2 protein-coding genes are annotated in these 26,994 nt (G+C 64.3%); both read left to right on the top strand.

From position 1 onward, the window contains the following. Positions 1–27: 27 nt before the first annotated feature. Positions 28–186, top strand: coding sequence for a hypothetical protein (locus tag AC5WEY_RS15090; protein ID WP_156399624.1), 159 nt, complete (start codon positions 28–30; stop codon positions 184–186). Next, a complete protein-coding gene (locus AC5WEY_RS15095; protein WP_495646426.1) occupies positions 187–26,955 on the top strand; it encodes a non-ribosomal peptide synthase/polyketide synthase in 26,769 nt (8,922 codons plus the stop codon). Positions 26,956–26,994: the final 39 nt, after the last annotated feature.

Here is a 26,994-nt window from a genome sequence, read left to right on the forward strand (position 1 = left end):
GAGCCCTATTCCAGCCGACGAACGTGCGTGAACCGGCACGAACGCAGACCAGAACGGACACCAGAATTGCTCAATCGCGCGCACAAGCCGCCGCGGCTCGACACCCCGAATCGGACCGAAAGCTTCGACTCGATCAATCCGGCGTCGGATTTCGCCGCCGTGACCGTGCCGCCGAAGGGCAAGTGAATGCGCGCAACAACGTCCGGTGGGTCTCAGACGCCTCCGACCGGCACCGGTTTCGAAAACGGCTTTCCACTCTCGTCCGCGCAGCGGGGAATGTGGTTTGCCCAGCAACTCGCACCTGACGTTGCCGTCTGCATCGCCCAGTACGTGGACCTGCGAGGCAACCTCGACATAGCTGTCCTGCAGGAAGCGTCGGCTCGGGCCGGGCACGAATTCCAGTCCGCCTACCTTCGTCTGGCCGAGGTCGACGGAGAGGCCGTTCAGCTGGTCGATCACTCGATCGAACAATCCGTGCACTATCTGGACCTTCGCGGCGAAGACGATCCGATGTCCTCGGCCTTGCAGTGGATCGACCACAACTACGTGCAACCGGTCGACATGGAGAATGATCCGCTCGTCGAGAGCTGGATCATCCAGGTCGAGGACGAGCGCAACCTCTGGTACAGCAAGATCCACCACGTGGCCCTTGACGGCTACGGTGCCATGACGCTCGTCCAACGCACCGCAGCGCTGTACACAGCCGCCGTAGAGCACACCGAACCCGAGCCCAACAAGGCGGCCGAACTCCGTCGCCTGTACGAACTCGATCAGGAGTATCGGACGTCGACGCGTTTCGAATCCGACAAGGAATACTGGGTCACCCGCGCCGCCGACATCCACGACGGAGCAACGCTGTCGAACACGGACGGCCGCACGATTGCCGCCAGCAAGTTGCGCAGCATCGCTCTGCCCGAGGACGTCGTCACCGCTCTCGAAGGGTCCGATTCCACCAAGGGTGGAACCGCAGCCGCAGTGTTCATCGCAGCGTTCGGCTGCTACCTCTCCCGAATGACCGGACGAGACGATGTACTGGTCAACATTCCGGTATCCGCCCGAACCACGGCGCTGCTCCGTCGATCCGGCGGCATGCTGGTCAACGTTGCACCGATCCCGATGCGCGTCCGAGAGGACGCCACCGTCGGTGAACTGGTACAGCAGGTACAGCTGGAATTGATGGGCGCTCTTCGACACCAACGGTTCAGCATCGAGGACATCCGACGCGAGCTGGCGGCCTCGGGCAGCGACAAGCAGCTCACCGGGCCGCTGGTCAACATGATGCTGTTCCACCAGCAGATCAACCTCGGTTCGATCGTCGGCGAGTTCAACATCGTCACGTCGGGTCCGGTGGAGGATCTTCTGGTCAATGTGTACCAGAGTGGTTCTCCGGCAAAAACATTCGTCGACTTCAGGGCAAACCCGAACCGATACGACGACGACGACCTCACGGCGCATCACTCGAGTTTCGTGGACATGGCCGAAGCATTCATCGCGGCTGGGCCCGATGTCGTTGTGTCCGAGGTACATCCGGACAGTGCTCGCGAGGGCCAACGACGCCGACGTGCCACCGCTCAGCTCGCCTACTGGACCGATCGACTCGCCGATTCCCCCGACCTGATCGGTATCCCCAGCGATCGCGTCCGCCCTGCACGCATCGGCCATGTTCGTGCATCGCACGAGATCACTCTCGGATCCACGTCCTGGGCAGCAGTCGAACAGCTGGCCGCCGACCGCGGGACAACGCCGTTCGTGGTGTTCGAATCCGTTCTTGCCGTACTTGTTTCACGCCTGGCCAGCACCGAAGACGTCTCGATTGCCGTGCCCGCCGACCGCGGAGAAACCGTCGTTCTGCGGACCAATCCGGACGGACGCCAGTCTTTCGGCGACTTCGTCGCGACGACCAAGGTCGAATTCGACGCGGCACTCGCACACGGTGACGTGTCGTTCGACGACGTCGTCGAGGCCCTGGGCCTGTCTCGGTCCGGTTCGCACAGCCCGTTGGCTCAGGTTGCGCTTCGTTTCGGTTCCGCGGTTCTGCCGCACGACGGTATCGACATGGATCTGGTAGTCACCGTCGACGAGTCCGATTCGGTCGATGTCGTTTTCGACTACGCCACAGAACTTTTCGACGCTGGAACCATGTCGCAATTCGGCCGCCGAGTGGTACGAATTCTCGAAGCGCTCACAGCTGAGCCCGAGTTGCTGATCGCGGACGTGGACATGCTGTCCGCCGCCGAGCGAGCGCGACTGGCTCCGGTTCGTGGTCCGCGGTCTGTGGTGGGTGTGGTGTTGCCGGAGTTGTTGGCTGGTGCGGTGGGTGTGGCTGGTGTCGGTGGTGTTGCGGTGGTGTCGGGTTCGCGGGTGCTTTCGTATGGTGAGTTGGATGCGGCGTCGTCGCGGTTGGCGCGGATGTTGATGTCGTGTGGTGTGGGTCCGGGGTCGTTCGTGGCGTTGGCGTTGCCGCGGTCTGTGGAGTCTGTGGTGGCGGTGTGGGCGGTGGCGAAGGCCGGTGGTGCGTTCTTGCCGGTGGATCCGAATTATCCGGTGGATCGGATCGAGCACATGTTGGTCGATTCGGGTGCTGTGGTGGGTGTGACGTTGGGTGCTCATGTGGGTGCGGTGTCGGGTGTGGGTGGGGTGTCGTGGGTGGTGCTCGATGATGCGGATGTGGTGGCGGATCTGGCGTTTCGGTCGGCTGCTCCGGTGTTGGATGCGGAGCGTTCGGGTGTGTTGCGTCTCGATGATGCTGCGTATCTGATTTATACGTCGGGTTCGACGGGTGTGCCCAAGGGTGTGGTGGTCACTCATCGTGGTGTGGGGAACTTGGCTGCCGAGGAGCGGGTTCGGTTCGGTGTGGGTCCTTCGTCTCGGGTGTTGGCGTTTGCGTCGCCGAGTTTCGATGCGTCGATTCTCGAGTTCGTGTTGGCGTTCTCGGGTGGGTCGACGATGGTGATTGCTCCGCCGTTGGTGTTCGGTGGGGTGGAGTTGGCGTCGTTGCTCGCCGAGGAGCGGGTCACGCATGCGTTCGTGACGCCGGCGGCGTTGGCGTCGGTGGATCCGGTGGGGCTCGAGTGTGTGGAGGTCGTGGCTACCGGTGGTGATGTGTGTGCGCCGGAGTTGGTGGCGCGGTGGGCGCCGGGTCGGCGGATGTTCAATGCGTACGGTCCGACGGAGGCGACGATTTTCTCGTCGATTTCGTCGGCGTTGGTGGTGGGGGAGTCGGTCGATATCGGTTCTCCGACTATCGGTTTCGCGGAGGTGGTGTTGGATGCGCGGTTGAATCCGGTGCCGGTGGGTGTGGTGGGTGAGTTGTATCTGGCGGGTCCGGCGTTGGCTCGTGGGTATCACGCTCGGTTGGGTTTGACGGCGGAGCGGTTCGTGGCCAATCCGTTCGGTGGTGCGGGGTCGCGGATGTATCGCACCGGTGATGTGGTGCGGTGGAATTCTTCGGGTGCGTTGGAGTATGTGGGGCGTAGCGATTTTCAGGTGAAGGTGCGTGGTTTCCGGATCGAGTTGGGTGAGATCGATTCGGTGTTGGCGGCTGTGCCGGGTGTCGATTTCGTGGTCACCATCGGGCGTGACAATCAGGCCGGGGCGACGGTGTTGGTGTCGTACGTGTTGCCGGTGGTCGGTACCACGCTGGATGCGGCTGTGTTGCGCGAGCATGTGGGGTCGGTATTGCCGGCGCATATGGTGCCGTCGGCGTTGGTGATGCTCGAGTCGATTCCTCTTACTCCGGCAGGCAAACTCGACCGAAACGCACTACCCGAACCCGAACTCGGATCGCAGGGTGCGTTCGAGGCACCGGAGACCGAGTACGAGGCTGCTGTGGCAGCGGTCTTCTGCGATGTTCTCGAGGTGGATCGGGTCGGCGTGACCGACAGCTTCTTCGACCTCGGCGGAAACTCGCTGGTGGCAACGCGATTGATCGCGCGAGCCAACTCTGCCCTCGGAACCGATCTGAAAGTACTCGATCTGTTCGAGGCATCGACGGTGCGGACCCTGGCAGAGCGTGCAGAGGCGAAGGGTGCCTCGTTGCACCGCCGTCCGGCACTCGTGGCGCTCGACCGACCCGAGTCTGTTCCGCTCTCGCTCGCGCAGCAGCGGATGTGGTTCATCAACCAGTTCGACGTGGCGTCACCCGCTTACAACATTCCACTCACCGTTCGGTTGACGGGTCGACTGGACGTCACCGCGATGTCTGCAGCTATCGGCGACGTTCTGGCGAGACACGAATCACTCCGGACCGTCTTTCCCACGGTAGGCGATCTGCCGAATCAGGTCATCACCCCGGTCGAGGACGTCACCGGCCCCAACCTCCCACTCGATTACGTCGAGGTCGACGTCGCGTCGGTGGATGCACTCGTCCGCACTTCTGCCACAACAGGATTCGACGTCACTGTCGACCTTCCGTTCCGGGCCGTGCTGTATCGAACCGGCGCGGAGAGTTTCGTTCTCGCCATCGTGGTCCACCACATCGCTGCGGACGGCGCCTCGATGGCACCGCTGGCGCGCGACGTCATGGTCGCCTATGGTGCCCGGTCCGCGGGATCGGCTCCGACGTGGGAACCCCTGGCCGTACAGTATGCGGACTTCGCCCTGTGGCAGCATGCCGTCCTCGGCAACGAGAACGACCCCACATCCGTCGCCTCGCGGCAGATCGAATTCTGGCAGTCGGCACTGGCAGACCTGCCCGACGTGTTGCCGATGCCGCTCGATCGACCACGGCCCATTCGGCAGTCGATGCGTGGCAGCGTCACCCCGTTCACGATTCCGGCCGATGTAGCCGCTCGATTGTCCTCGGTGGCAGCCGAACACGAGTCGACGCTGTTCATGGTGGTCCACTCCGCGCTTGCCCTGCTGCTCGCCCGGTTGAGCGGCACCCGCGACATCGCTATCGGAACCCCGATCGCCGGTCGAGGGGATGCAGCACTCGACGATCTCGTCGGTATGTTCGTCGGCACGCTCGTGTTGCGGACACAGGTCGAGCCACACGCGACTTTCGGCGAGTTGTTGGCCGGTACCCGACGCTCGGATCTCGCTGCCTTCGACAACACCGACATTCCGTTCGAGCGACTCGTCGATGTTCTCGATCCGGCTCGATCGACCGACCATTCACCGCTGTTCCAGGTTCTCCTGGAATTCCAGAACAATGCCTCGGCCACGCTCGAACTGCCGGATCTCACTGTCGAGTTCGAGGAAATCAGCACCGACACAGCGAAGTTCGATCTGCAGCTACGCGTCGATCAGAACCCTGCCGACGAGTCCGGTGCGTTGTCGGCTGCCTTCACCTACGCCACAGATCTGTTCGATTCCGACACCATCGATCGGTTCGTCGACCGATTCCTGCGAATCGTCTCCACCATCGGCACGTCGACGGACGTCCGCACCGGTGACATCGACATCCTGTCCGCCGCAGAACGAGAACTGGTTCTGTTCGAGTGGAACGACACCGCACGACTGATCGAGTCGTCGTCGATCCACCAGCAGATTCCGAACGGGGATATCGGCGTCACGCTGAGCAGCTTGTTCGACCGGCAGGTACTTCGCAGCCCGTACTCGACCGCTCTGGTGTTCGAGGACGAGCAACTCACGTATCTCGAACTGGACGAGCGTGCCAATCAGCTCGCTCGGCACCTCATCTCGCTCGGTGTGGCACCGGAATCCCACGTCGGCCTGGCAATGCGTCGATCGATCGACCTGCTCGTGGGCATGTACGCCATCGTCAAGGCCGGTGGTGCGTATGTTCCGATCGACCCGGACCATCCGGTCGAACGGTCGTCCTACGTACTGTCGAGTGCTCAGCCGGTGTGCATTCTGACCACGAGCCGCGACTGGATCAACATTCCGGTGGCTACTCCGGTTCTCGCCGTCGATCTGTTGGACGTCTCGGATCGAAGTCACTCCTCGATCACCGATGCCGATCGACTGGGCAGCCTGAGTGGTTCGAATACCGCCTACGTGATTTACACCTCCGGCTCCACCGGCCGGCCCAAGGGTGTGGCAGTCACGCACTCCGCCATAGTCAATCGCCTGCTGTGGATGCAGCACGAGTATCACCTCGAGCCCGCGGACACAGTTCTGCAGAAGACGCCGGCCACCTTCGACGTCTCGGTGTGGGAATTCTTCTGGCCGCTTCAGGTGGGTGCAAAACTCGTCGTGGCAGAGCCCGACGGGCATCGTGATCCCGCGTACCTCTCCCGCATCATCGCCGATGAGCACGTCACCACCGTGCACTTCGTGCCGTCGATGCTCGCTGTGTTCGCAGCCGGTGCTCGGGCTGCAGATTGCGTGTCGCTGCGGCTCGTCTTCTGCAGTGGCGAAGCACTTCCGCCTGCCACCGCGGCACAGTTCGCTCAGTTCTCGCTCGCGGAGTTGCACAATCTCTACGGCCCGACCGAAGCCGCAGTCGACGTCAGCTACTACCACGTGACCGGACGAGATCCGGTCTCCATCCCCATCGGCGCACCGGTGTGGAACACCCGGTTGTACGTTCTGGACGCCTCGTTGCGCTTGGCACCCATCGGTGCGCCCGGCGAGCTGTATCTCGCGGGTGTCCAGCTCGCACGCGGTTATGTCGGCCGCGGCGATCTGACGGCAGATCGCTTCGTCGCCGACCCGTTCGGTCAACCGGGTGAGCGGCTCTACCGCACAGGCGATTTGGTGCGCTGGCGCGCCGACGGTGAGCTCGAGTACATCGGTCGTACCGATTTTCAGGTCAAGTTGCGCGGCCTGCGCATCGAGCTGCCCGAGATCGAAGCCGTACTGCTGCGGTCCGAGTCGGTCGCCCAAGCGATCGCCTTGGTTCACAAGGACCCGAACACCGGTGAAACGCTGGTTGCCTACGTCGTGGGCGCACCCGGCGCTGCCGTCGACACCACCGATCTGACGGCCGAGGCCGCGCGACGGCTTCCGGGCTACATGGTGCCCACACACGTGGTGGTGCTCGATTCGCTGCCGGTCAACGCCAGTGGAAAGCTCGATCGCAAGGCGCTGCCTGCTCCCGAGTTCACCGTCGCCGCTTCGGAATTCGTCGGTCCGGAGAACCCCGTCGAAGAAATCGTGGCCGGCATCTTCGCCGACCTCCTCGGTGTCTCGCAGGTGGGCGTCACGTCGAGCTTCTTCGAGATCGGCGGCAACTCGCTGATCGCGATGCGATTGGTAGCGCGGGTGAATGCCGCGCTGGGAAGCAACATCGGTATCCGCGATCTGTTCGACGCGCCGACCGTGCGCGCATTGTCCGCAGGCATCGACATCCGCGAACACGATTCCGAGTCGGCACCGCGACTGGTTCCACAGGACCGCCCCGATGTCGTCCCGCTGTCGCTGGCGCAGCAGCGGATGTGGTTCATCAATCAGTACGACACGGAGTCGGCTGCCTACAACGTCGCGTTCGCCATGCGATTGAGCGGTGCCCTCGACATCGACGCGATGCGATCGGCCATCGGCGATGTGTTGACCCGGCACGAATCTCTTCGCACCATGTTCCCGCTGTCGGACGACGGCCCTGTGCAGTCGATTCTCGACGTGGCGTCTGCACTACCGGATCTGACTCCGATCACGGCGGACGACGAGCGGCATGTGCAGGAACTGATCGGCGATGTCGCCGGCTCGGGCTTCGACGTGGTGGCGGACGTTCCGCTGCGCGTCCGATTGATCCGAGAGCGCGAGAACGAGCACGTGCTCGTCATGGTCGTGCACCACATCTCCTCCGACGGGTTCTCCAGCGCCCCGCTGGCACGCGATCTCATGGTGGCGTACAGCGCACGTGCTGCAGGGCATGCGCCGAGCCAGGACCCGTTGCCGGTGCAGTATGCCGATTACGCACTGTGGCAGCGTCGGTACCTCGGCACCGAGTCCGATCCCGAGTCGCTGATGGCACAGCAATCGGCCTACTGGGTCGACACACTGTCCGGTAGCCCCGAGGTTCTGCCCCTGCCCACCGATCGCCCCCGCCCGGCGGTGGCGTCTCTGCGCGGCGACTCGATCTCGTTCGAGATCGATGCCGCCGTCCATGCACGCCTCGCAACTGTTGCTGCCGAGCACAATTCGAGCTCGTTCATGATCGTGCACGCCGCGTTGGCCGTTCTTCTCGCCCGGCTGTCCGGCACCGAGGACATCTCCGTCGGAACGCCGATCTCGGGCCGAGGAGATGCTGCACTCGACGAGCTCGTCGGCATGTTCGTCAATACGCTCGTGCTTCGGACCCAGGTGGCTGGTTCCACACGTTTCGAGGATCTCCTGTCGGAGGTTCGCGCCACCGACCTGGCGGCGTTCACACACTCGGACATCCCGTTCGAGCGCGTGGTCGATGCTGTCGATCCCGCGAGATCGACCGCCCATGCTCCTTTGTTCCAGGTGATGCTCGAGTTCCAGCACACCGACCGGCCGACGGTGACATTGCCCGGCCTGTCGATCGAGGGCATCGAACTGCCCAATGACATTTCGAATTTCGACTTGCAGTTGACGGTCTCGGAAGAATTCGACAAGTTCGGCGCACCGGTCGGCATCGGCGCCGGTTTCCGTTACGCCACAGAACTGTTCGACGCCGACACGGTTCGAGTCCTTGCCGACCGCCTCACGCGAATTCTCGATGTCGTCACGACGGACCCGTCCGTCCTGATCGGGGACATCGACATTCTGTCGAACGACGAATACGCCGCCTTGGCTCCGGTTCGTGGTCCGCGGTCTGTGGTGGGTGTGGTGTTGCCGGAGTTGTTGGCTGGTGCGGTGGGTGTGGCTGGTGTCGGTGGTGTTGCGGTGGTGTCGGGTTCGCGGGTGCTTTCGTATGGTGAGTTGGATGCGGCGTCGTCGCGGTTGGCGCGGATGTTGATGTCGTGTGGTGTGGGTCCGGGGTCGTTCGTGGCGTTGGCGTTGCCGCGGTCTGTGGAGTCTGTGGTGGCGGTGTGGGCGGTGGCGAAGGCCGGTGGTGCGTTCTTGCCGGTGGATCCGAATTATCCGGTGGATCGGATCGAGCACATGTTGGTCGATTCGGGTGCTGTGGTGGGTGTGACGTTGGGTGCTCATGTGGGTGCGGTGTCGGGTGTGGGTGGGGTGTCGTGGGTGGTGCTCGATGATGCGGATGTGGTGGCGGATCTGGCGTTTCGGTCGGCTGCTCCGGTGTTGGATGCGGAGCGTTCGGGTGTGTTGCGTCTCGATGATGCTGCGTATCTGATTTATACGTCGGGTTCGACGGGTGTGCCCAAGGGTGTGGTGGTCACTCATCGTGGTGTGGGGAACTTGGCTGCCGAGGAGCGGGTTCGGTTCGGTGTGGGTCCTTCGTCTCGGGTGTTGGCGTTTGCGTCGCCGAGTTTCGATGCGTCGATTCTCGAGTTCGTGTTGGCGTTCTCGGGTGGGTCGACGATGGTGATTGCTCCGCCGTTGGTGTTCGGTGGGGTGGAGTTGGCGTCGTTGCTCGCCGAGGAGCGGGTCACGCATGCGTTCGTGACGCCGGCGGCGTTGGCGTCGGTGGATCCGGTGGGGCTCGAGTGTGTGGAGGTCGTGGCTACCGGTGGTGATGTGTGTGCGCCGGAGTTGGTGGCGCGGTGGGCGCCGGGTCGGCGGATGTTCAATGCGTACGGTCCGACGGAGGCGACGATTTTCTCGTCGATTTCGTCGGCGTTGGTGGTGGGGGAGTCGGTCGATATCGGTTCTCCGACTATCGGTTTCGCGGAGGTGGTGTTGGATGCGCGGTTGAATCCGGTGCCGGTGGGTGTGGTGGGTGAGTTGTATCTGGCGGGTCCGGCGTTGGCTCGTGGGTATCACGCTCGGTTGGGTTTGACGGCGGAGCGGTTCGTGGCCAATCCGTTCGGTGGTGCGGGGTCGCGGATGTATCGCACCGGTGATGTGGTGCGGTGGAATTCTTCGGGTGCGTTGGAGTATGTGGGGCGTAGCGATTTTCAGGTGAAGGTGCGTGGTTTCCGGATCGAGTTGGGTGAGATCGATTCGGTGTTGGCGGCTGTGCCGGGTGTCGATTTCGTGGTCACCATCGGGCGTGACAATCAGGCCGGGGCGACGGTGTTGGTGTCGTACGTGTTGCCGGTGGTCGGTACCACGCTGGATGCGGCTGTGTTGCGCGAGCATGTGGGGTCGGTATTGCCGGCGCATATGGTGCCGTCGGCGTTGGTGATGCTCGAGTCGATTCCGTTGACTCCGGCAGGCAAACTCGACCGAAACGCACTACCCGAACCCGACTGGTCCGCTCAGGTCACCACAGGCGGCCGCGATGCCGACAATGCGGTCGAGAAAACTCTGTCCGGATTGTTCGCCGAGGTCCTGCGGTTGGACCATGTAGGCGTCGACGATTCGTTCTTCGCGCTCGGCGGCGACAGCATCATGTCCATTCAGTTGGTCTCGCGCGCCAAGGCTGCCGGGCTCGCCCTCTCGCCACGAGATGTGTTCGAGCACAAGACAGTTGCCGCACTGGCGGAGGTAGTCGCAGCCGGTGACGGGACTGCTCCACTGGTGCTGGAGGAATTGCCGGGAGGCGGCGTCGGAGACGTACCGCTGACCCCGATCGTGGCATGGATGCTCGATCGCACGGCAGTGCTCGACAAGCACACTCAGACCGCTGTGCTGTCGCTTCCGGCGGACATCGAACTCGATGTTCTTCGAGCCACGGTTCAGACGGTTCTCGATCACCACGACATGCTTCGAGGCGTGCTGCATCGCGGTGAGCACCCCGCGATGGAGGTTCTGCCCGTCGGATCGGTGTCGGCGCAGTCGGTAGTCCACCGAGTCTCGTCGTCCACCGTTCACGGACCGCAGTTCTCGGAGCAGGCCAAGACGGAGGCAGCGGCCGCTGTGGCCCGCTTGGCACCTGATTCCGGCGTCATGATCCAGATGGTGTGGTTCGACGCAGGAACCGAGGGAAGCCGTCTGCTCGTCGTCGCTCATCACCTGGTGATCGACGGTGTGTCCTGGCGAATTCTGGTCCCGGATCTCGCGTCCGCATGGGCGCAGATCATCGGTGGAAGCACTCCGGAACTAGCACCGGTCGGCACCTCGATGCGCCGTTGGTCTCACGGATTGCGTGAGGTCACCGCAACCCGCGCCGACGAGCTCGAGATCTGGCGATCTGTTGTGGCGCAACCTGATCCGCTCATCGGATCTCGCGCGCTCGATCGCGAGATCGACGTGTACCGGACCGTGGACAAGATCGAGCTGACCCTGCCGACCGACGTCACCGAGGGTCTGCTGACAGCTCTGCCCGATGCGTTCCACGGCAGTGTCAACGACGGTCTACTCGCCGCTCTCGCCCTCGCCACCGCCGTGTGGCGACGGGGTCGCGGCGTGGTCGTCGACGACGCTCTCATCTCCCTCGAGGGTCACGGCCGTGAGGACCACGTCGTACCCGGCGCTGATCTCGGCCGCACCATCGGCTGGTTCACCACCATCTACCCACTCAGGTTGACCCTCGACGGGATCGATCTGGACGACGCTCTCGCCGGCGGTGCCGATGCAGCGCGCCTGATCAAGTCGGTCAAGGAGCAGTTGCTGGCCGTCCCGGATCACGGCATCGGCTACGGCATGCTGCGATACCTGGACGAGACCGGCGCCGCTGCTCTTCGCAACTTCCCGGCTCCACAGATCAGTTTCAATTACCTCGGGCGCTACAGCACCGACATTCCGGACGAGCTTCGCGGGCACGGTTGGTTGCCGGTCGACGATTCCGGTGTCGGCGATTCGCAGGACGAGGATCTCCCCGTCGCCGCTGTGCTCGACATCAACGCCGTCACCACGGCGACACCGACCGGCCCGCGGCTGGAAGCGTCGTTCGCGTTCCCCACCGGCGTGCTCGACGCGGCCGAGGTCGCAGAGCTGGTCGAACTGTGGCGTCAGGCGCTCACCGCGCTGACCACGCTGGCGCAGCGTCCCGGTGCCGGCGGTTTCACGCCGTCGGATCTCGATCTCGTCCGGCTCGACCAGAGCTCCATCGACGACCTCGAACGCGTCTACCCGACCCTGGACGACATCTGGTCGATGACGCCGCTGCAGGCCGGTCTGCTGTTCCACGCCGAGCTGTCGGATCAGTCCGTCGATGCCTACATCGTCCAACTCGTGCTGGAACTGCGCGGGGACGTCGACGAGGCGCGGTTCCAGCGGTCCGCTCAGGCGCTGCTGCGTAGACACGCCAACCTGCGAACCGCCTTCGTACACAACACGGACGGCGAGTCCATCCAGATCGTGCATCACGACGTCGACGTACCGTGGTCGTCGATCGACCTCACCGGTCTGGACGTCGACGACCGGGCAGCCGAGCTCGAGCGCATCGAACACGAGGACCGAGCCACCCGTTTCAACATGGCTCAAGCTCCGTTACTGCGCTTCATGCTGATCACGATGGCTCCGGGCGAGTGGCGTCTGGTGATGACCAACCATCACATTCTGCTCGACGGCTGGTCGACGCCGCTGCTGCTCAAAGACCTCTTGACTCTGTACGTGGTGGACGGCGACGAGACCGTTCTGCCTCGCGTGCCTGCCTACCGCGACTACCTGTCGTGGCTCGCCAGACGTGACCGTTCGGCAGCAACTGCGGCGTGGACCGATGCGCTCGCAGGACTGTCCGAACCCACTCTGTTGACGCCGGTCGAAAGTCGACGCCAGGAATCGACGCTGGCGGGCCGAGCACTGATCTCGCTGGACACCGCGCAGACCGACCGTCTGCGGGCCGTCGCCCGAGCACGCGGCGTGACGATGAACTCCATGGTGCAGGCGTCGTGGGCCATGGTCCTCGGCACCTTGACCGGACGGTCCGATGTGGTGTTCGGCGCGACCGTGTCCGGACGACCGCCCGAGGTCTCCGACATCGAGTCGATGGTCGGCCTGTTCATCAACACCCTGCCGGTCAGAATCGTGCTCGATCCGTCCGAGACACTCGGTGAATACCTCGATCGGGTGCAGGCCGAGCAGGCTGCTCTGCTCGATCACCACTACCTCGGACTCACCGACATCCAGCGGGCCGTAGGACCGGCCGTCGCCTTCGACACCCTGACGGTGTTCGAGTCCTACCCGATGGACCGCGCCGGACTGTCGGCCGAGACCGACCTCGCCGGCATGCACGTTCACGACGTTCACGACGGCAGCGACACGGCGCAGTATCCACTGACCCTGGTCGCCATGGTCGACGACCGCCTGCACATCGAAGCCAAATATCTGCCCGAGCTCTTCGAGGACAGCGTCGTTCGAGCGACGATCGACAGGATCGTCCGGGTATTGGAGGCCATTGCTGCCGATACCGATCGGCGGATCGGATCGCTGTCACTGTTGTCCGAGGACGAGCTGGGCCGATTGGCGCCGGTTCACGGCCCGGCGTCGTCGAGTGTTCGTCTGCTCCCCGAGATCCTCACCGATGCTGCGGCGACGAACACCGACGGCCTCGCACTGTGGAGTGAGAGCGGCAGCCTCGGCTACGACGAGCTCGACTCACGGTCGTCCGCTCTTGCCCGTGCGCTCATCGCCCGCGGTGCCGGACCGGAAACCGTTGTCGCACTTGCTCTACCTCGCTCCGTCGATTCGGTCCTCGCCATCTGGGCTGTCGCCAAGACGGGCGCGGCATTCCTGCCGATCGATCCGAGCTACCCCCGCGATCGCGTAGAGCACATGTTGGTCGACTCGGAGGCCTCGATCGGTCTCACACTCGCCACCCACGTGTCTGCGGTCGACGGTCTCGGGTCGGCCCGGTGGACCGTCCTCGATCAGGACGAGACACGCGCCGAGCTAGAACATCTCCCGACCACCCCCGTTCGCGACGACGATCGAACGCGTCCGATGAATGTCGATCAGGTTGCCTATCTGATCTACACGTCGGGCTCGACCGGTGTCCCCAAGGGCGTCACGGTCACCCATCGCGGTCTTGCAAACCTGGCAGAGGAAGAGCGAAGCCGTTTCGAGGTATCTCCCGATGCCCGAGTTCTGGCTTTCGCTTCGCCGAGCTTCGATGCCTCCATCCTCGAACTGGTCATGGTGTTCTCCGGTGCCGCGACGATGGTCATCGCACCGACCTCGGTCTACGGTGGCACCGAGCTGGCAGCACTGCTCGCCGAGCAAAACGTGACTCACGCGTTCGTCACGCCTGCCGCACTGGCGTCGGTGGACCCCGAAGGCCTCACCGAGCTGCGCGTCGTCGCCACCGGTGGAGACGTCTGTCCGCCCGAGCTGGTGGCTCGCTGGGCACCGGATCGTCTGATGTTCAATGCGTACGGACCCACCGAAGCGACGATCTTCTCGTCGATCAGCGATTCGCTGAACGTAGATTCCCCGATCGACATCGGTTCGCCGACAATCGGTTTCAGCGAGGTCGTTCTCGACGCACGGTTGCACCCAGTTCCGGTCGGAGTTGCGGGAGAGCTGTATCTTGCCGGACCCGCGCTGGCTCGGGGCTACCATTCCCGATTCGGTTTGACCGCAGACCGATTCGTCGCAAACCCCTTCGCCGAGCCGGGCGCGCGAATGTACCGCACCGGAGATGTCGTGCGGTGGACCGAATCCGGAACGCTCGAATACGTCGGGCGCAGCGATTTCCAGGTGAAGGTGCGCGGCTTCCGCATCGAACTGGGCGAGATCGACGCAGTACTCACCGACGATCCGACGGTCGAATTCGCCACCACGGTGGGAGTCGACGGTCCCGCGGGAAACACGATTCTGGTCGCCTACGTTCTCCCGCGGCCGGGTCGACAGATCGACACCGCATCTTTGCGCACCCACGTGTCGAGTTCGCTTCCCACACACATGATCCCGACGGCTTTCGTCGAGCTGGAGTCGATTCCGTTGACCCCGGCCGGCAAGCTGGATCGAAAAGCACTGCCTGCGCCCGACCTCCATCTCGGAAGTGATTCACGTGCCCCGCGTACCGAGACGGAACGGATCATCGCCGAGATCGTCGGTGAGGTGCTCGGAATCGACGCAGTCGGCATCGACTCGAGCTTCTTCGATCTGGGCGGCGACTCCCTCAGCGCTACCCGACTCACTGCACGGGTCAACACTGCCCTCGACGCTGCGATCAGTGTGCGCGCCCTGTTCGAGGCCCCCACTGTCGAATCGCTCGCCGAGCGTGTGGACAGCAATCCGCGTGGGACGGTTCGCCGCCCCGCGCTGGTGGCGAAGCCGCGGCCGAGTTCGATTCCGTTGTCCCTGGCTCAGCAGCGAATGTGGTTCATCAACCAGTTCGATGTGACGTCGGCGGCGTACAACATCCCGCTCGCGGTACGCCTGACCGGTCGCCTCGACATTGCCGCGATGAGTGCAGCCGTCAACGATGTTCTGGAACGACACGAGTCGCTGCGGACGGTGTTCCCCACCCAGGGAGAGCGACCCGAGCAGAAGATTCTCGATGCACAGACTGCGTCGAGGGAGCTCGACGTCGTCGATCTCGAAGCCGATGCGATCGTGGCGGCCGTGTCGGCTGCCGCGGCACAGGGGTTCGACGTCTCGACCGAGCTGCCGTTCCGCGCGGTTCTGTACCGTGTGGCACCGGACGAGTTCGTACTCTCGATCGTCGTGCATCACATTGCCGCGGACGGAGCGTCCATGGCACCGCTGGCGCGAGACGTGATGGTGGCCTACGGATCCCGTGTCGCCGAGACGGCTCCGATGTGGACACCGCTCGAGGTTCAGTACGCCGACTTCGCGATCTGGCAGCGTGATGTTCTCGGTGACGAGTCCGATCCGTCGTCCTTGGCCGCACAGCAGCTCGACTTCTGGAAGACCGCCCTGGCGGATCTGCCCGAGGTCCTCCCGCTGCCGTTGGATCGCCCGCGCCCAGCTCGTCAGTCGTTGCGTGGCAACAGTGTTCGATTCGAGATCGAGCCCGACACCCACGCCAAGCTGGTCGACATCGCGCGCGCCAACGAAGCAACCGTCTTCATGGCCGTGCACGCTGCATGGTCGGTCCTGATGGCGCGACTGAGCGGCACCGAGGACATCGCGGTCGGTACCCCCATCGCCGGCCGCGGCGACGCCGCGCTCGACGATCTGGTCGGCATGTTCGTGGGTACGCTCGTTCTCCGTACCGAGGTGGCACCGCAGCTCTCGTTCGTCGATCTGCTCCGTGCCACGCGCACAGCCGATCTGGCGGCGTTCGACAACACCGACGTCCCGTTCGAGCGGTTGGTCGACGTACTCGACCCGACCCGTTCGACCGACCATTCGCCACTGTTCCAGGTACTGCTCGAATTCCAGAACAACACCTCGGCGGCGCTCGAGTTGCCGGACCTGACCGTCCAGGCCGTGGACATCGACGCACACGTGGCGAAGTTCGATCTACAGCTGACCGTTGCGGAGAAGTTCGACGAGACCGGTGCACCGTCCGGCATGACTGCGGCGATCACGTACGCGGTCGACGTGTTCGAGGAATCGTCCGTCCAGGAGTTCTCGGCACGCTTCGGCGCTGTCCTCGACGCAGTCACTGCCGATCCCGACCGTGCTGTCGGCGACATCGATCTGCTGCTTCCCGGCGAGCTCGGTGCGATGACGCACGAGTGGAACCATGCGGGTCTCGAGGCAGACGACTCGACCTTGTCCGACCGATTCGCCGCTGCTGCAGCACGATTCCCGGATTCGCGTGCTGTCGTCTTCGGTGATCGATCGATGACCTACGCCGAACTGGACGAACGTTCGAGTCGCTTGGCCCGGGTTCTCGTCAGTCGCGGCGTGACGTCCGAATCACTCGTTGCGGTCGCCATGCCACGTGACGAGCAGCTGATCGTGGCGCTGCTCGCTGTCATCAAGTCCGGCGGCGGATATCTGCCGATCGACGTCTCCTACCCCGCGGACCGACTCGCGTTCATGCTCGAGGACGCCTCGCCCGTCTGCGTCATCTCCACCGTTGCCGACAGTGCCTCGGTTCCGGCCTCCGATCTCGAGGTTCTCCTGGTCGATTCGCCCGAACTGATCGACGAGCTGAACGGTGTCTCCGGCACTCCGCTGACGGATGCGGACCGCTCGGGCACGACCAGTGCAGATTCGATCGCGTACGTCATCTACACCTCGGGCAGTACCGGCCGTCCCAAGGGCGTCCAGATCGCGCACCGCAACGTGGCGACACTGTTCGCGAACACTGCGGACCTGTTCGATTTCGACAGCCGCGATGTCTGGACGATGTTCCACTCGTACGCGTTCGACTTCTCGGTGTGGGAACTGTGGGGCCCGTTGCTGCACGGCGGAACCCTCGTCGTCGTCGATTACTACACGGCACGCTCGCCGGAACTGTTCCGCGAGTTGCTGGTGCGCGAGAAGGTCACGGTGCTCAACCAGACACCGACGGCGTTCTACCAGTTCGCGGAAGCCGACAGGGTTGCCACCGCGGCGGTGGGAACCGCCGATGACTCCGCAGAACTGTCACTGCGTTACGTGATCTTCGGCGGTGAAGCACTCGATCTCGGACAGCTGGGCCGTTGGTATACCCGGCACGACGAGTCCGCGCCGACCCTGGTGAACATGTACGGCATCACCGAGACGACGGTCCACGTGAGCCACCTGGCCCTGACCGAGGAGTTCGCCGCGTCGGCCTCCGCCAGCGTCATCGGTCAGGCGATCCCGGCACTGAACGTTGCCGTTCTCGACGCGCGCCTGAACCCCGTGCCACCTGGCGTGACCGGCGAAATGTACGTCTCCGGGGCACAGCTCTCACGCGGCTACCTCGGACGGGCGGACCTGTCGGCCACTCGTTTCGTTGCACACCCGTCGGGCATCGCCGGCTCGAGGATGTACCGCACCGGTGACACAGCGAGGTGGAACCGCGACGGGGCGCTCGAATACATGGGCCGCAGCGACATGCAGGTCCAGTTGCACGGGTTCCGCATCGAGCTCGGCGAGATCGAGAGCGCGCTGCTCGCGTTCGACGGCGTCGCGGCTTCGGTGGTCTCGGTACGCGACGACGGCTTCGGTGATCGTCTGATCGGCTACGTCGTTGCCGAGTCGGGTCGAACCCTCGACCACGCCGCGGTCCTCGATTTCGTGGGCACCATATTGACGTCCTACATGGTGCCTGCCGCACTGATCGTGCTGGACGAGTTGCCCCTCACCGCCAACGGCAAGCTCGATCGCCGCGCCTTGCCGGCTCCGGACTTCTCGGCCAATGTCACCGAAAGTCGTTTGCCGGCAACAGAAGTCGAGTCCATTCTCGCCGGCTTGTTCGCGGATGTGCTCGGTCTCGACGCCGTTGGCGTCGACGATTCGTTCTTCGCACTCGGCGGCGACAGCATCATGTCCATCCAGCTGGTCTCGCGCGCCAAGGCGGCCGGCCTGGTACTGGCTCCCCGTGACATCTTCGAGCGCAAGACCGTGGCCGCACTGGCCGAGGTGGTCGTTCTCGGAGGCGATGCCGTCGTACTCGAGGAACTCGACGGCGGGGGAGTCGGTCCGCTACCGCTGACTCCGGTCGTCCGGTGGATGTTGGACCGTAGCACCGACTTCGGTCGGTACACCCAAACGGCGCTGCTCCAGCTCCCGGTCGGTATCGACAGCGACACTCTCGAACGCACCGTTCAAGCCGTGCTCGATCGTCACGACATGTTGCGGTCGCGTCTGTTCCAGGACTCCGACGGCACCTGGCGCGAGGAAGTATCTCCGATCGGCTCGGTGTCGGCCGCATCGGTCGTGCACGCAGTGCCGGTGAACTCGATCGACGGCTCCGAGTTCTCCACCCGCGCTGCGGCGGAACTCGATGCCGCAGCAGATCGACTCGTCCCAGCCGACGGCGTCATGGTGCAGATGGTGTGGTTCCAGGGTCCAGGCGGATCCGGTCGCCTTCTCGTCGTCGCACATCACCTCGTCATCGACGGCGTGTCGTGGCGAATCATCGTTCCGGACCTGGCGACCGCATGGAGCCAAATCGTCGCAGGCAACGAGCCCGAACTGGCCGCTGTCGGCACATCGATGCGCCGCTGGTCGACCGGTTTGACCGAGGTCACTGCGAGCCGCGCCGGGGAACTCGGGCTGTGGCAACGCATCCTCGACGGCGAAGACCCGACCATCGGCTCGCGCTCGCTGGACAAGCGAGTGGACGTCGACGCGACCGTGCAGCGTATCCGTACCTCGCTACCCGTCGAGGTAACCGAGCGACTGCTCACCACTGTGCCGAATGTCTTCCGGGGCAGCGTCAACGACGGTCTGTTGGCGGGATTGGCTCTGGCGCTGACCGCATGGCGCCGTGAACGCGGAGACGCCGTTCGTAGCGCATTGATCACACTCGAGGGCCACGGACGTGAGGATGCCGTGGTGCCCGGCGCGGATCTCGGCAGGACCGTCGGCTGGTTCACCACGATCTTCCCGGTGCGCCTCGACCTCGGCTCCGTCGACATCACCGACGCGTTGGCCGGTGGAGACTCCGCCGGTGCACTGATCAAGGCTGTCAAGGAGCAGCTGCTGGAGATCCCCGATCACGGCATCGGCTACGGCATGCTGCGCTACCTTGATTCCGCGGGAGCCGAAGCTCTGTCCGGTTACGCCGCTCCGCAGGTCAGCTTCAACTACCTCGGACGCTTCTCGACCGGTTCATCCGAAGGCATGGAAGACGTGGGCTGGATTCCCGTCGCCGACGCAGAACTGGGTGACGCACAGAACCCGGACATGCCCGTGCCTGCTGCGCTGGACATCAATGCCGTCACGACGTCGACACCCGACGGCCCGCAGCTGGACGCCACGTTCGCGTTCCCGGCCGGGATTCTCGGAGCCGACGAGGTCGATCGTTTGATCGAGCTCTGGACGCAGGCACTCACCTCGATCACCGAGCACGCCTCGGCCGACGGTGCCGGCGGTCTCACTCCGTCCGATCTCGAGCTGGTCGACATAGATCAGAAGTCCATCGAGGTACTGGAGAACAGATTCCCGGACCTGGACGACGTGTGGTCGATGTCGCCGCTGCAAGCCGGTTTGCTGTTCCACGCGCGCCTCGCGGGCGAGGTCGGCAGCGACACTGCCGGTGTCGATGCCTACATGGTGCAACTCGGTCTCGAGCTCCGTGGCATCGTCGATTCCGTCCGGATGCATGCCGCAGTCGACAAGCTCGTCTCGCGTCATCCGAACTTGCGGGCAGCGTTCGTCCACAACAGCTCCGGCGAGTCGCTGCAGATCGTGCAGAGTTCGGTCACGGTTCCGTGGGCCGAGATCGATCTGCGCGGCGAAGCCGATGTCGAGGCTGCGCTGGAGGCAGTTCTCGAAGCCGATCGCGGCGTTCGGTTCGAGATGGACTCTGCGCCGCTCCTTCGTTTCACGCTCATCACCCTCGCCGACGATCACTGGCGACTGCTGCTGACCAACCACCACATTCTGCTGGACGGGTGGTCGACGCCGCTGGTCGTCAAGGAGCTCATCACGCTGTACGTCACCGAGTCCGACGACTCGATGCTGCCGAGGGTGCCCGCGTACCGGGATTACCTGACCTGGATGCGGCAACGCGACGTCTCGATCTCCACCGCGCAGTGGGTCAGTGCGATGGCAGGCGTCGAGGAACCGACTCTTCTGGTCACCGGCGATCGAGGTCGGCAACTGTCGACGGTCTCACGTGAATCCGAGCGCTCGTTGTCGATCGAGACCACCGCTGCGCTACGCGATTTCGCAGCACGCCGCGGCTCGACTCTCAACACGCTGGTGCAAACCGCGTGGGGCATCGTGCTCGCGACACTGACCGGTCGAGACGACGTCGTGTTCGGTGCCACCGTGTCGGGACGTCCACCTGAGGTCCCAGGCATCGAAGGCATGATCGGGCTGTTCATCAACACGCTGCCTGTTCGCGTCACGCTCGATCCGAAAGAGCCGCTGGGCGCACTGGTCGATCGTGTTCAGTCGGAGCAGGCGTCGTTGCTGGACCACCACTACCTCGGGCTGACCGACATCCAGCGTGCCGCGGGTGCCGGGGTAGCGTTCGACACGCTGACGGTGTTCGAGTCGTACCCGGTCGATCGCGCAGGAGCCTCTGCGGCAACGGATTTCGCGGGTATGCAGGTAACCGACATTCTGGGAACCGACGCTGCGCACTACCCACTGACTCTGGTCTCGTCCGTCGACGAGCGCCTGAATCTGAAGGCGAAGTACCTGCCCGAACTGTTCGACGTGGAGGACGTCGACGCCATCGTCGATCGAGTGGAGCGGGTACTCAGCGCAGTACTGGCAGACGAACAGCAGCCTCTGGCCCGACTCGGCCTGCTCGATCAGGCCGAATTCGCCTCCCTTGCACCGGTATTCGGAATCGAAGGCCGCTCCGAGCGTTTGTTGCCGGAGATCTTCTCCGACGCCGCAGCCATCGACCCGGACGCCGTCGCGTTGCGCAGCGTGGACGGTGAGCTGACGTATCGGGAACTGGACCGACGGTCGAACAGACTCGCTCGAATTCTGCTGAGCCACGGCGTGCAGACCGAGACGTTCGTCGCGCTCGGTATCGGACGGTCCATCGAGTCCGTTCTGACTGTGTGGGCGGTCGCCAAGTCCGGTGCCGCATTCGTTCCGGTCGACCCGAACTACCCGGCCGATCGCATCGAGCACATGCTGGCGGATTCCGGCGCGAGTTTCGGTGTCACCACCCGCGCCCATCTCGACGACCTGCCCTCGACCGTGCCGTGGATCATCTTGGACGATCTCGCCACGGACGGCCCGAACGGCATGAGCGACGAGCCGATAGCCGACAGCGAACGGCACGGTCGTGTCACTCTCGACAGTGCCGCGTACACGATCTACACCTCGGGCTCGACGGGCGTTCCGAAGGGCGTCGTGGTCACCCACTCCGGACTCGACAACTTCGCGACCGAGCAGCGCGAGCGCTACGACGTCTCGAAAGAATCACGCACACTGCATGTTTCGTCGCCGAGCTTCGATGCCTCCGTGCTCGAATACCTGCTCGCATTCGGCGTCGGAGCAACGATGGTGATCGTGCCGCCGACGGTGTACGGCGGCGAGGAGCTCGCGTCGTTGTTGGCATCGGAGGCAGTGACTCACGGATTCATCACTCCGTCTGCGCTCGCATCGGTCGACCCGACCGGTCTCGACACGTTCGCCGACGTCGTCGTAGGCGGCGAAGCCGTCCCGGCCGAGTTGGTCGGCAAGTGGGCGCCGGGGCGCAACCTGTACAACGGTTACGGACCCACCGAAGCCACGATCATGTCCAACATCAGTACACCGATGGTCGCCGGCGAACCGGTGTCGATCGGCGGGCCGGTGCGCGGTGTGCACGAGGTCGTCCTGGATTCACGTCTACAGCCCGTACCCGTCGGCGTCGCAGGGGAGCTGTACCTCGCCGGTGTCGGTCTGGCCCGCGGCTACCACGATCGAATGGGCCTCACGGCCGAGCGATTCGTCGCCGATCCGTTCGGTGCGCCCGGTTCCAGGATGTATCGCACCGGTGACGTGGTGCGGTGGACACCCCATCTGACCGTCGAGTACGTCGGTCGGAGCGACTCCCAGGTCAAGGTTCGTGGATTCCGCATCGAACTAGGCGAAATCGACGCTGCGCTCTCTGCGCATCCCGCGGTGGATTTCGCGGCAACCTTCGGCATTCCGGGACCGTCGGGGGCGACGGTTCTCGTTGCCTACGTCCGTCTGACAGGGGTGGATGTCGACACCTTCGATACCGTTGTCTTGCGCGACCATCTGGCCGCTGCGCTGCCGTCCCATATGGTTCCGAGCGCCATCGTCGTGCTCGAGACCATTCCGCTCACCCCCGTGGGCAAGCTCGATCGCGCTGCACTGCCGATCCCGGAGTTCGGCGCAGCCACGTCGTACCGCGAGCCGACCACCCCTGCCGAGCTCACCGTCTCGGCGGTGTTCTCCGAGATCCTCGACGTCGACCGAGTCGGTGCCGATGACAGCTTCTTCGAGCTGGGGGGCGACTCGCTCAGCGCTACTCGTGTGATCGCGCGCGTCAACGCAGAATTCGGTACTGCCATCGGCGTTCGCACGATCTTCGAAACGCCGACGGTGTCGGGTCTGGCGAAAGCGGTCGGTACCGCAGACACCCGGACACAGCGGCCGGCCCTCGTTGCGGCTCCGCGGCCCGAGCACATCCCGCTCTCGCTCGCTCAGCAACGTATGTGGTTCATCAACCGGTTCGACACCTCCTCGGCGGCATACAACGTGCCGTTGGTCGTCAAGCTCACCGGACAGCTGGACACCGCAGCACTGGCAGCCGCGGTCGTCGACGTTCTCGAACGCCACGAGTCGCTGCGTACGACCTTCCCCGAGGGTCCGCAGTTCCCGGTGCAGCTGGTGCATCCGGCCGGCGATGTCGCACCGACGGTCGAACCCGAACGAATCGATGCCGGGGTACTGACCGATCGCGTGGCTCTGTTGGCGGGTCGCGGGTTCGACGTCACCACCGAGATCCCGGTGCATGTCGAGCTGTTCCAGGTGCTCGACACGACCGGCGCGGCGGCGGAAGATCAGGTCTTCGTTCTCGCCATGGTGGTGCACCACATTGCAGCCGACGGCGCATCGATGGCACCGCTGGCACGGGACGTCGTACTCGCGTACTCGGCTCGCAGTGCGGGACGCGCACCGGATTGGCGGCCGCTACCGGTGCAGTACGCCGATTACACGCTCTGGCAGCGTTCGCTGCTCGGCGACGAGAAGGACGAGTCGAGCGTGGCCGCGGCCCAGCTGAAGTACTGGACCACAGCGCTCGCAGGCCTGCCGGATCTGCTGCCTCTGCCCACCGATCGCCCTCGGCCCACCACTCAGGATTTCCGGGGTGGCCGGGTGCGATTCACCATCGACGCCGAGATACATCGGGCACTCGTCGAGATGACCCGCGAACAGAACGTCAGTATGTTCATGGTGTTGCACGCCGCGTTCGCCGTGGTGCTGGCACGACTGAGCGGCACCGATGACATCGCGATCACCACTCCGGTGGCAGGACGCGGTGACGCAGGACTGGACGACCTCGTCGGTATGTTCGTCAACACGTTGGTGTTGCGCAGCCGGGTTGTCGACGCCACCCCGTTCGTCGACCTGCTCATGCAGGTGAAGACACAGGATCTCGATGCCTTCGATCACACCGAGATGCCCTTCGAGCGCATCGTGGAGGTACTCAACCCCACGCGGTCGACGGCGTACGCACCGCTGTCACAGGTGGCATTGTCGTTCCAGAACAACGAGAAGGCGTCACTCGAGCTCCCCGAGCTGCGGGTGGAAGGCTTCGACTTCGACGTACCCGTGGCCAAACAGGACCTGCAACTCCTGGTGTCCGAGAATTTCGGGGACGACGGGCGACCGGCCGGCTTCGAGGCAGCGTTCGATTACGCCACCTCGTTGTTCGATGCGGCCACCGTCGACGCCATCGCAGCGCGACTGGTTCGCGTACTCGACGCCGTCGGAAGCAACCTACTCACAGCGGTGGGTGACATCGACATTCTCGGTGCCGACGAGAAGCAGGCCCTGGCACCGGCACGCGGGCCCGCCGACGTCGCGCTGCGGACATGGCCGGAGATGCTCGCCGCGTCGGTGGCCCTCGACCCGTATGCCGTCGCGGTCACGTACCGGGGTGTGAGCCTGTCCTACGCCGACCTCGACAGCTGGTCGAACCGAATTGCTCGGATGCTCATCGACTACGGCGTCGGGCCCGAGACGTTCGTCGCCCTGGCACTGCCTCGGTCGATCGAATCGGTTCTGTCGGTATGGGCGGTTGCCAAGACCGGCGCAGCGTTCTTGCCGGTCGACCCGAGCTACCCGTCCGATCGCATCGCGCACATGCTCGAAGATTCCCGCGCTGCAATGGGATTGACCGATGTCGACAGCAGGGATTCGCTACCCGACACCGTGCCGTGGCTCGTCTTGGACGATCCCGAAACGTCCTCGGAGCTGTCTCGTTATCCCGTGGACGCCGTCACCGACTCGGAGCGCACGGCGACGTTGCACCTCGACCATCCGGCGTACCTGATCTACACCTCGGGTTCGACGGGTCGCCCCAAGGGCGTCGCGGTGCGGCATCGAGGCCTGACCAACCTGCAGGCCGAGGTGATCGATCGATTCCGCCCCACGCGTGACTCGCGGGTATCTCACATCGCCTCGCCGAGTTTCGACGCGTCGGTGTACGAGCTGACGATGGCGTTCGGCGTCGGTGCCACGGTCGTGATCGTGCCGCCCGGCACGTTCGGCGGCAGCGAACTTGCCGACCTGCTGGAGTCCGAACACGTCACGCACGCATTCCTGACGCCGGCGGCGTTGTCCTCGATCGACGAGTCTCGGCTCGGCACCGTACGTGTCCTTGCCGTCGGCGGCGAGGCCTGCACTCCGGAACTGGTGGCGAGGTGGGCACCCGGCCGCACGATGTTCAACGGCTACGGTCCGACCGAGACCACGATTCAGGCGAGCGTCGGTGGGCCGTTGGTCCCCGGCGGCACGGTGGACGTCGGCAGCCCGGGCACCGGATTCCGGTTCATGGTGCTCGACGCACGGCTGCGCCCGGTCCCGGCGGGAGTGTCCGGAGAGCTGTACATCGCCGGCCCCGGCACCGCACGTGGGTACTTGCGACGGTTCGGGCTCACGGCCGAGCGGTTCGTAGCCGACCCGTTCGGCACACCGGGCGAGCGGATGTACCGGACCGGTGACGTCGTGCGCTGGGGGAGTACAGGTGCGGTCGAATTCGTCGGACGCAGTGACTTCCAGGTCAAGGTGCGCGGCTTCCGTATCGAGCTCGGCGAGATCGACTCCGCCCTCACCGAGAACGAACAGGTCGGATTTGCCGCCACGATCGGACACACCGCTGCATCCGGGGACACGGTGCTCGTGTCCTATGTCCTGGCGGCAGACGGAGAGGCGGTCGACACCGAAGCGCTTCGGGATCGAGTCGCGAAAGTGCTTCCGCGTCACATGGTTCCGTCGGCAATCATCGAACTCGACGACATTCCGCTCACCCCGGTGGGCAAGCTCGACCGCCGCGCACTGCCGATACCGGAGCTGACGGTCTCGACAACGCCGTACAGGGCACCGAGTACCGACGTGGAGGCGGCCATCGCCGATGCCTTTGCTCAGGTTCTCGGAGTCGAGCGAGTCGGTATGGACGACAACTTCTTCGAGCTCGGCGGAACCTCGCTGGTGGCCACGAAGATCGTGCCTGCCATCGAAGATGCCATCGGAGTACGAGTGCCGCTGCAAGCGTTGTTCGTCGACCCGACACCGGCCGGGCTGGCCGCACGGGTTGCGTCCGACGCCGATGCCGCGGGTGCCGATCTGGATTCGGTGTTCGGTGTGATGATTCCGCTGCGTGGAACCGGGTCGAAGGCACCGCTGTTCTGCGTCCATCCGGGGATTGGGCTCTCGTGGGGATACGCCGGTATCGTCGCAAAGCTGACCGACGACCGCCCCGTGTACGGCTTACAGCTGCCGAGCATTGTGGAAGGTACGACGTTCGGTTCCATTCGCGACCTCGCGCACCGGTACGCCGACGAGATCCGCACTGTCCAGCCGGTCGGGCCGTACCACCTGCTCGGTTGGTCGCTCGGCGGCTCGCTCGCTCACGCGATCGCTGTGGAATTGCGCAGCACCGGCAGCGAAGTACGCACTCTCGCTCTGCTGGACAGCTATGTCGACGGCCACGACGAGGACAACGTCGACGGCGCGTTGAGCGTCGAGAATCTGCTCGGTGGACTGGGTCTCGACCTGTCGGCGCAGCCGTCGGCCGAGCCGTTGACCTACGAGCGGGGTGTAGAACTGCTCGACGAGTCCTTGGGTCAGACGACCGGCGTGACCGCCGATCATCTGCGAAGGATCAACGCTGGATTCGAGAATTCGACGAAAATCATGGCCGAGTTCGTTCCGGATGTCTTCGACGGAGATGTTCTGTTCTTTTCCGCAACGAAGGGTGCGAGCGACGGAATTGTTCGGTCACCGCAGGAATGGCGACCGTACGTCACAGGAGATATCGTCATCCACGATGTCGAGGTTTTCCACAACGAGATGACAAATGCCGATGCGGCAGATGTAATCGGGCCGATCGTCGATTCTCATCTGGGTAATACACCTGAATAACGTTTTGGCGTGTTCTTCACATCCAGAGCACCTGTACGA

The sequence above is a fragment of the Rhodococcoides sp. S146-33 genome, from assembly GCF_059489205.1.

What these genes read in the sequence shown, in the direction of transcription:
- AC5WEY_RS15095 (WP_495646426.1), top strand. Translation starts at nt 187, where the DNA reads ATGCGCGCAACAACGTCCGGTGGGTCTCAGACGCCTCCGACCGGCACC.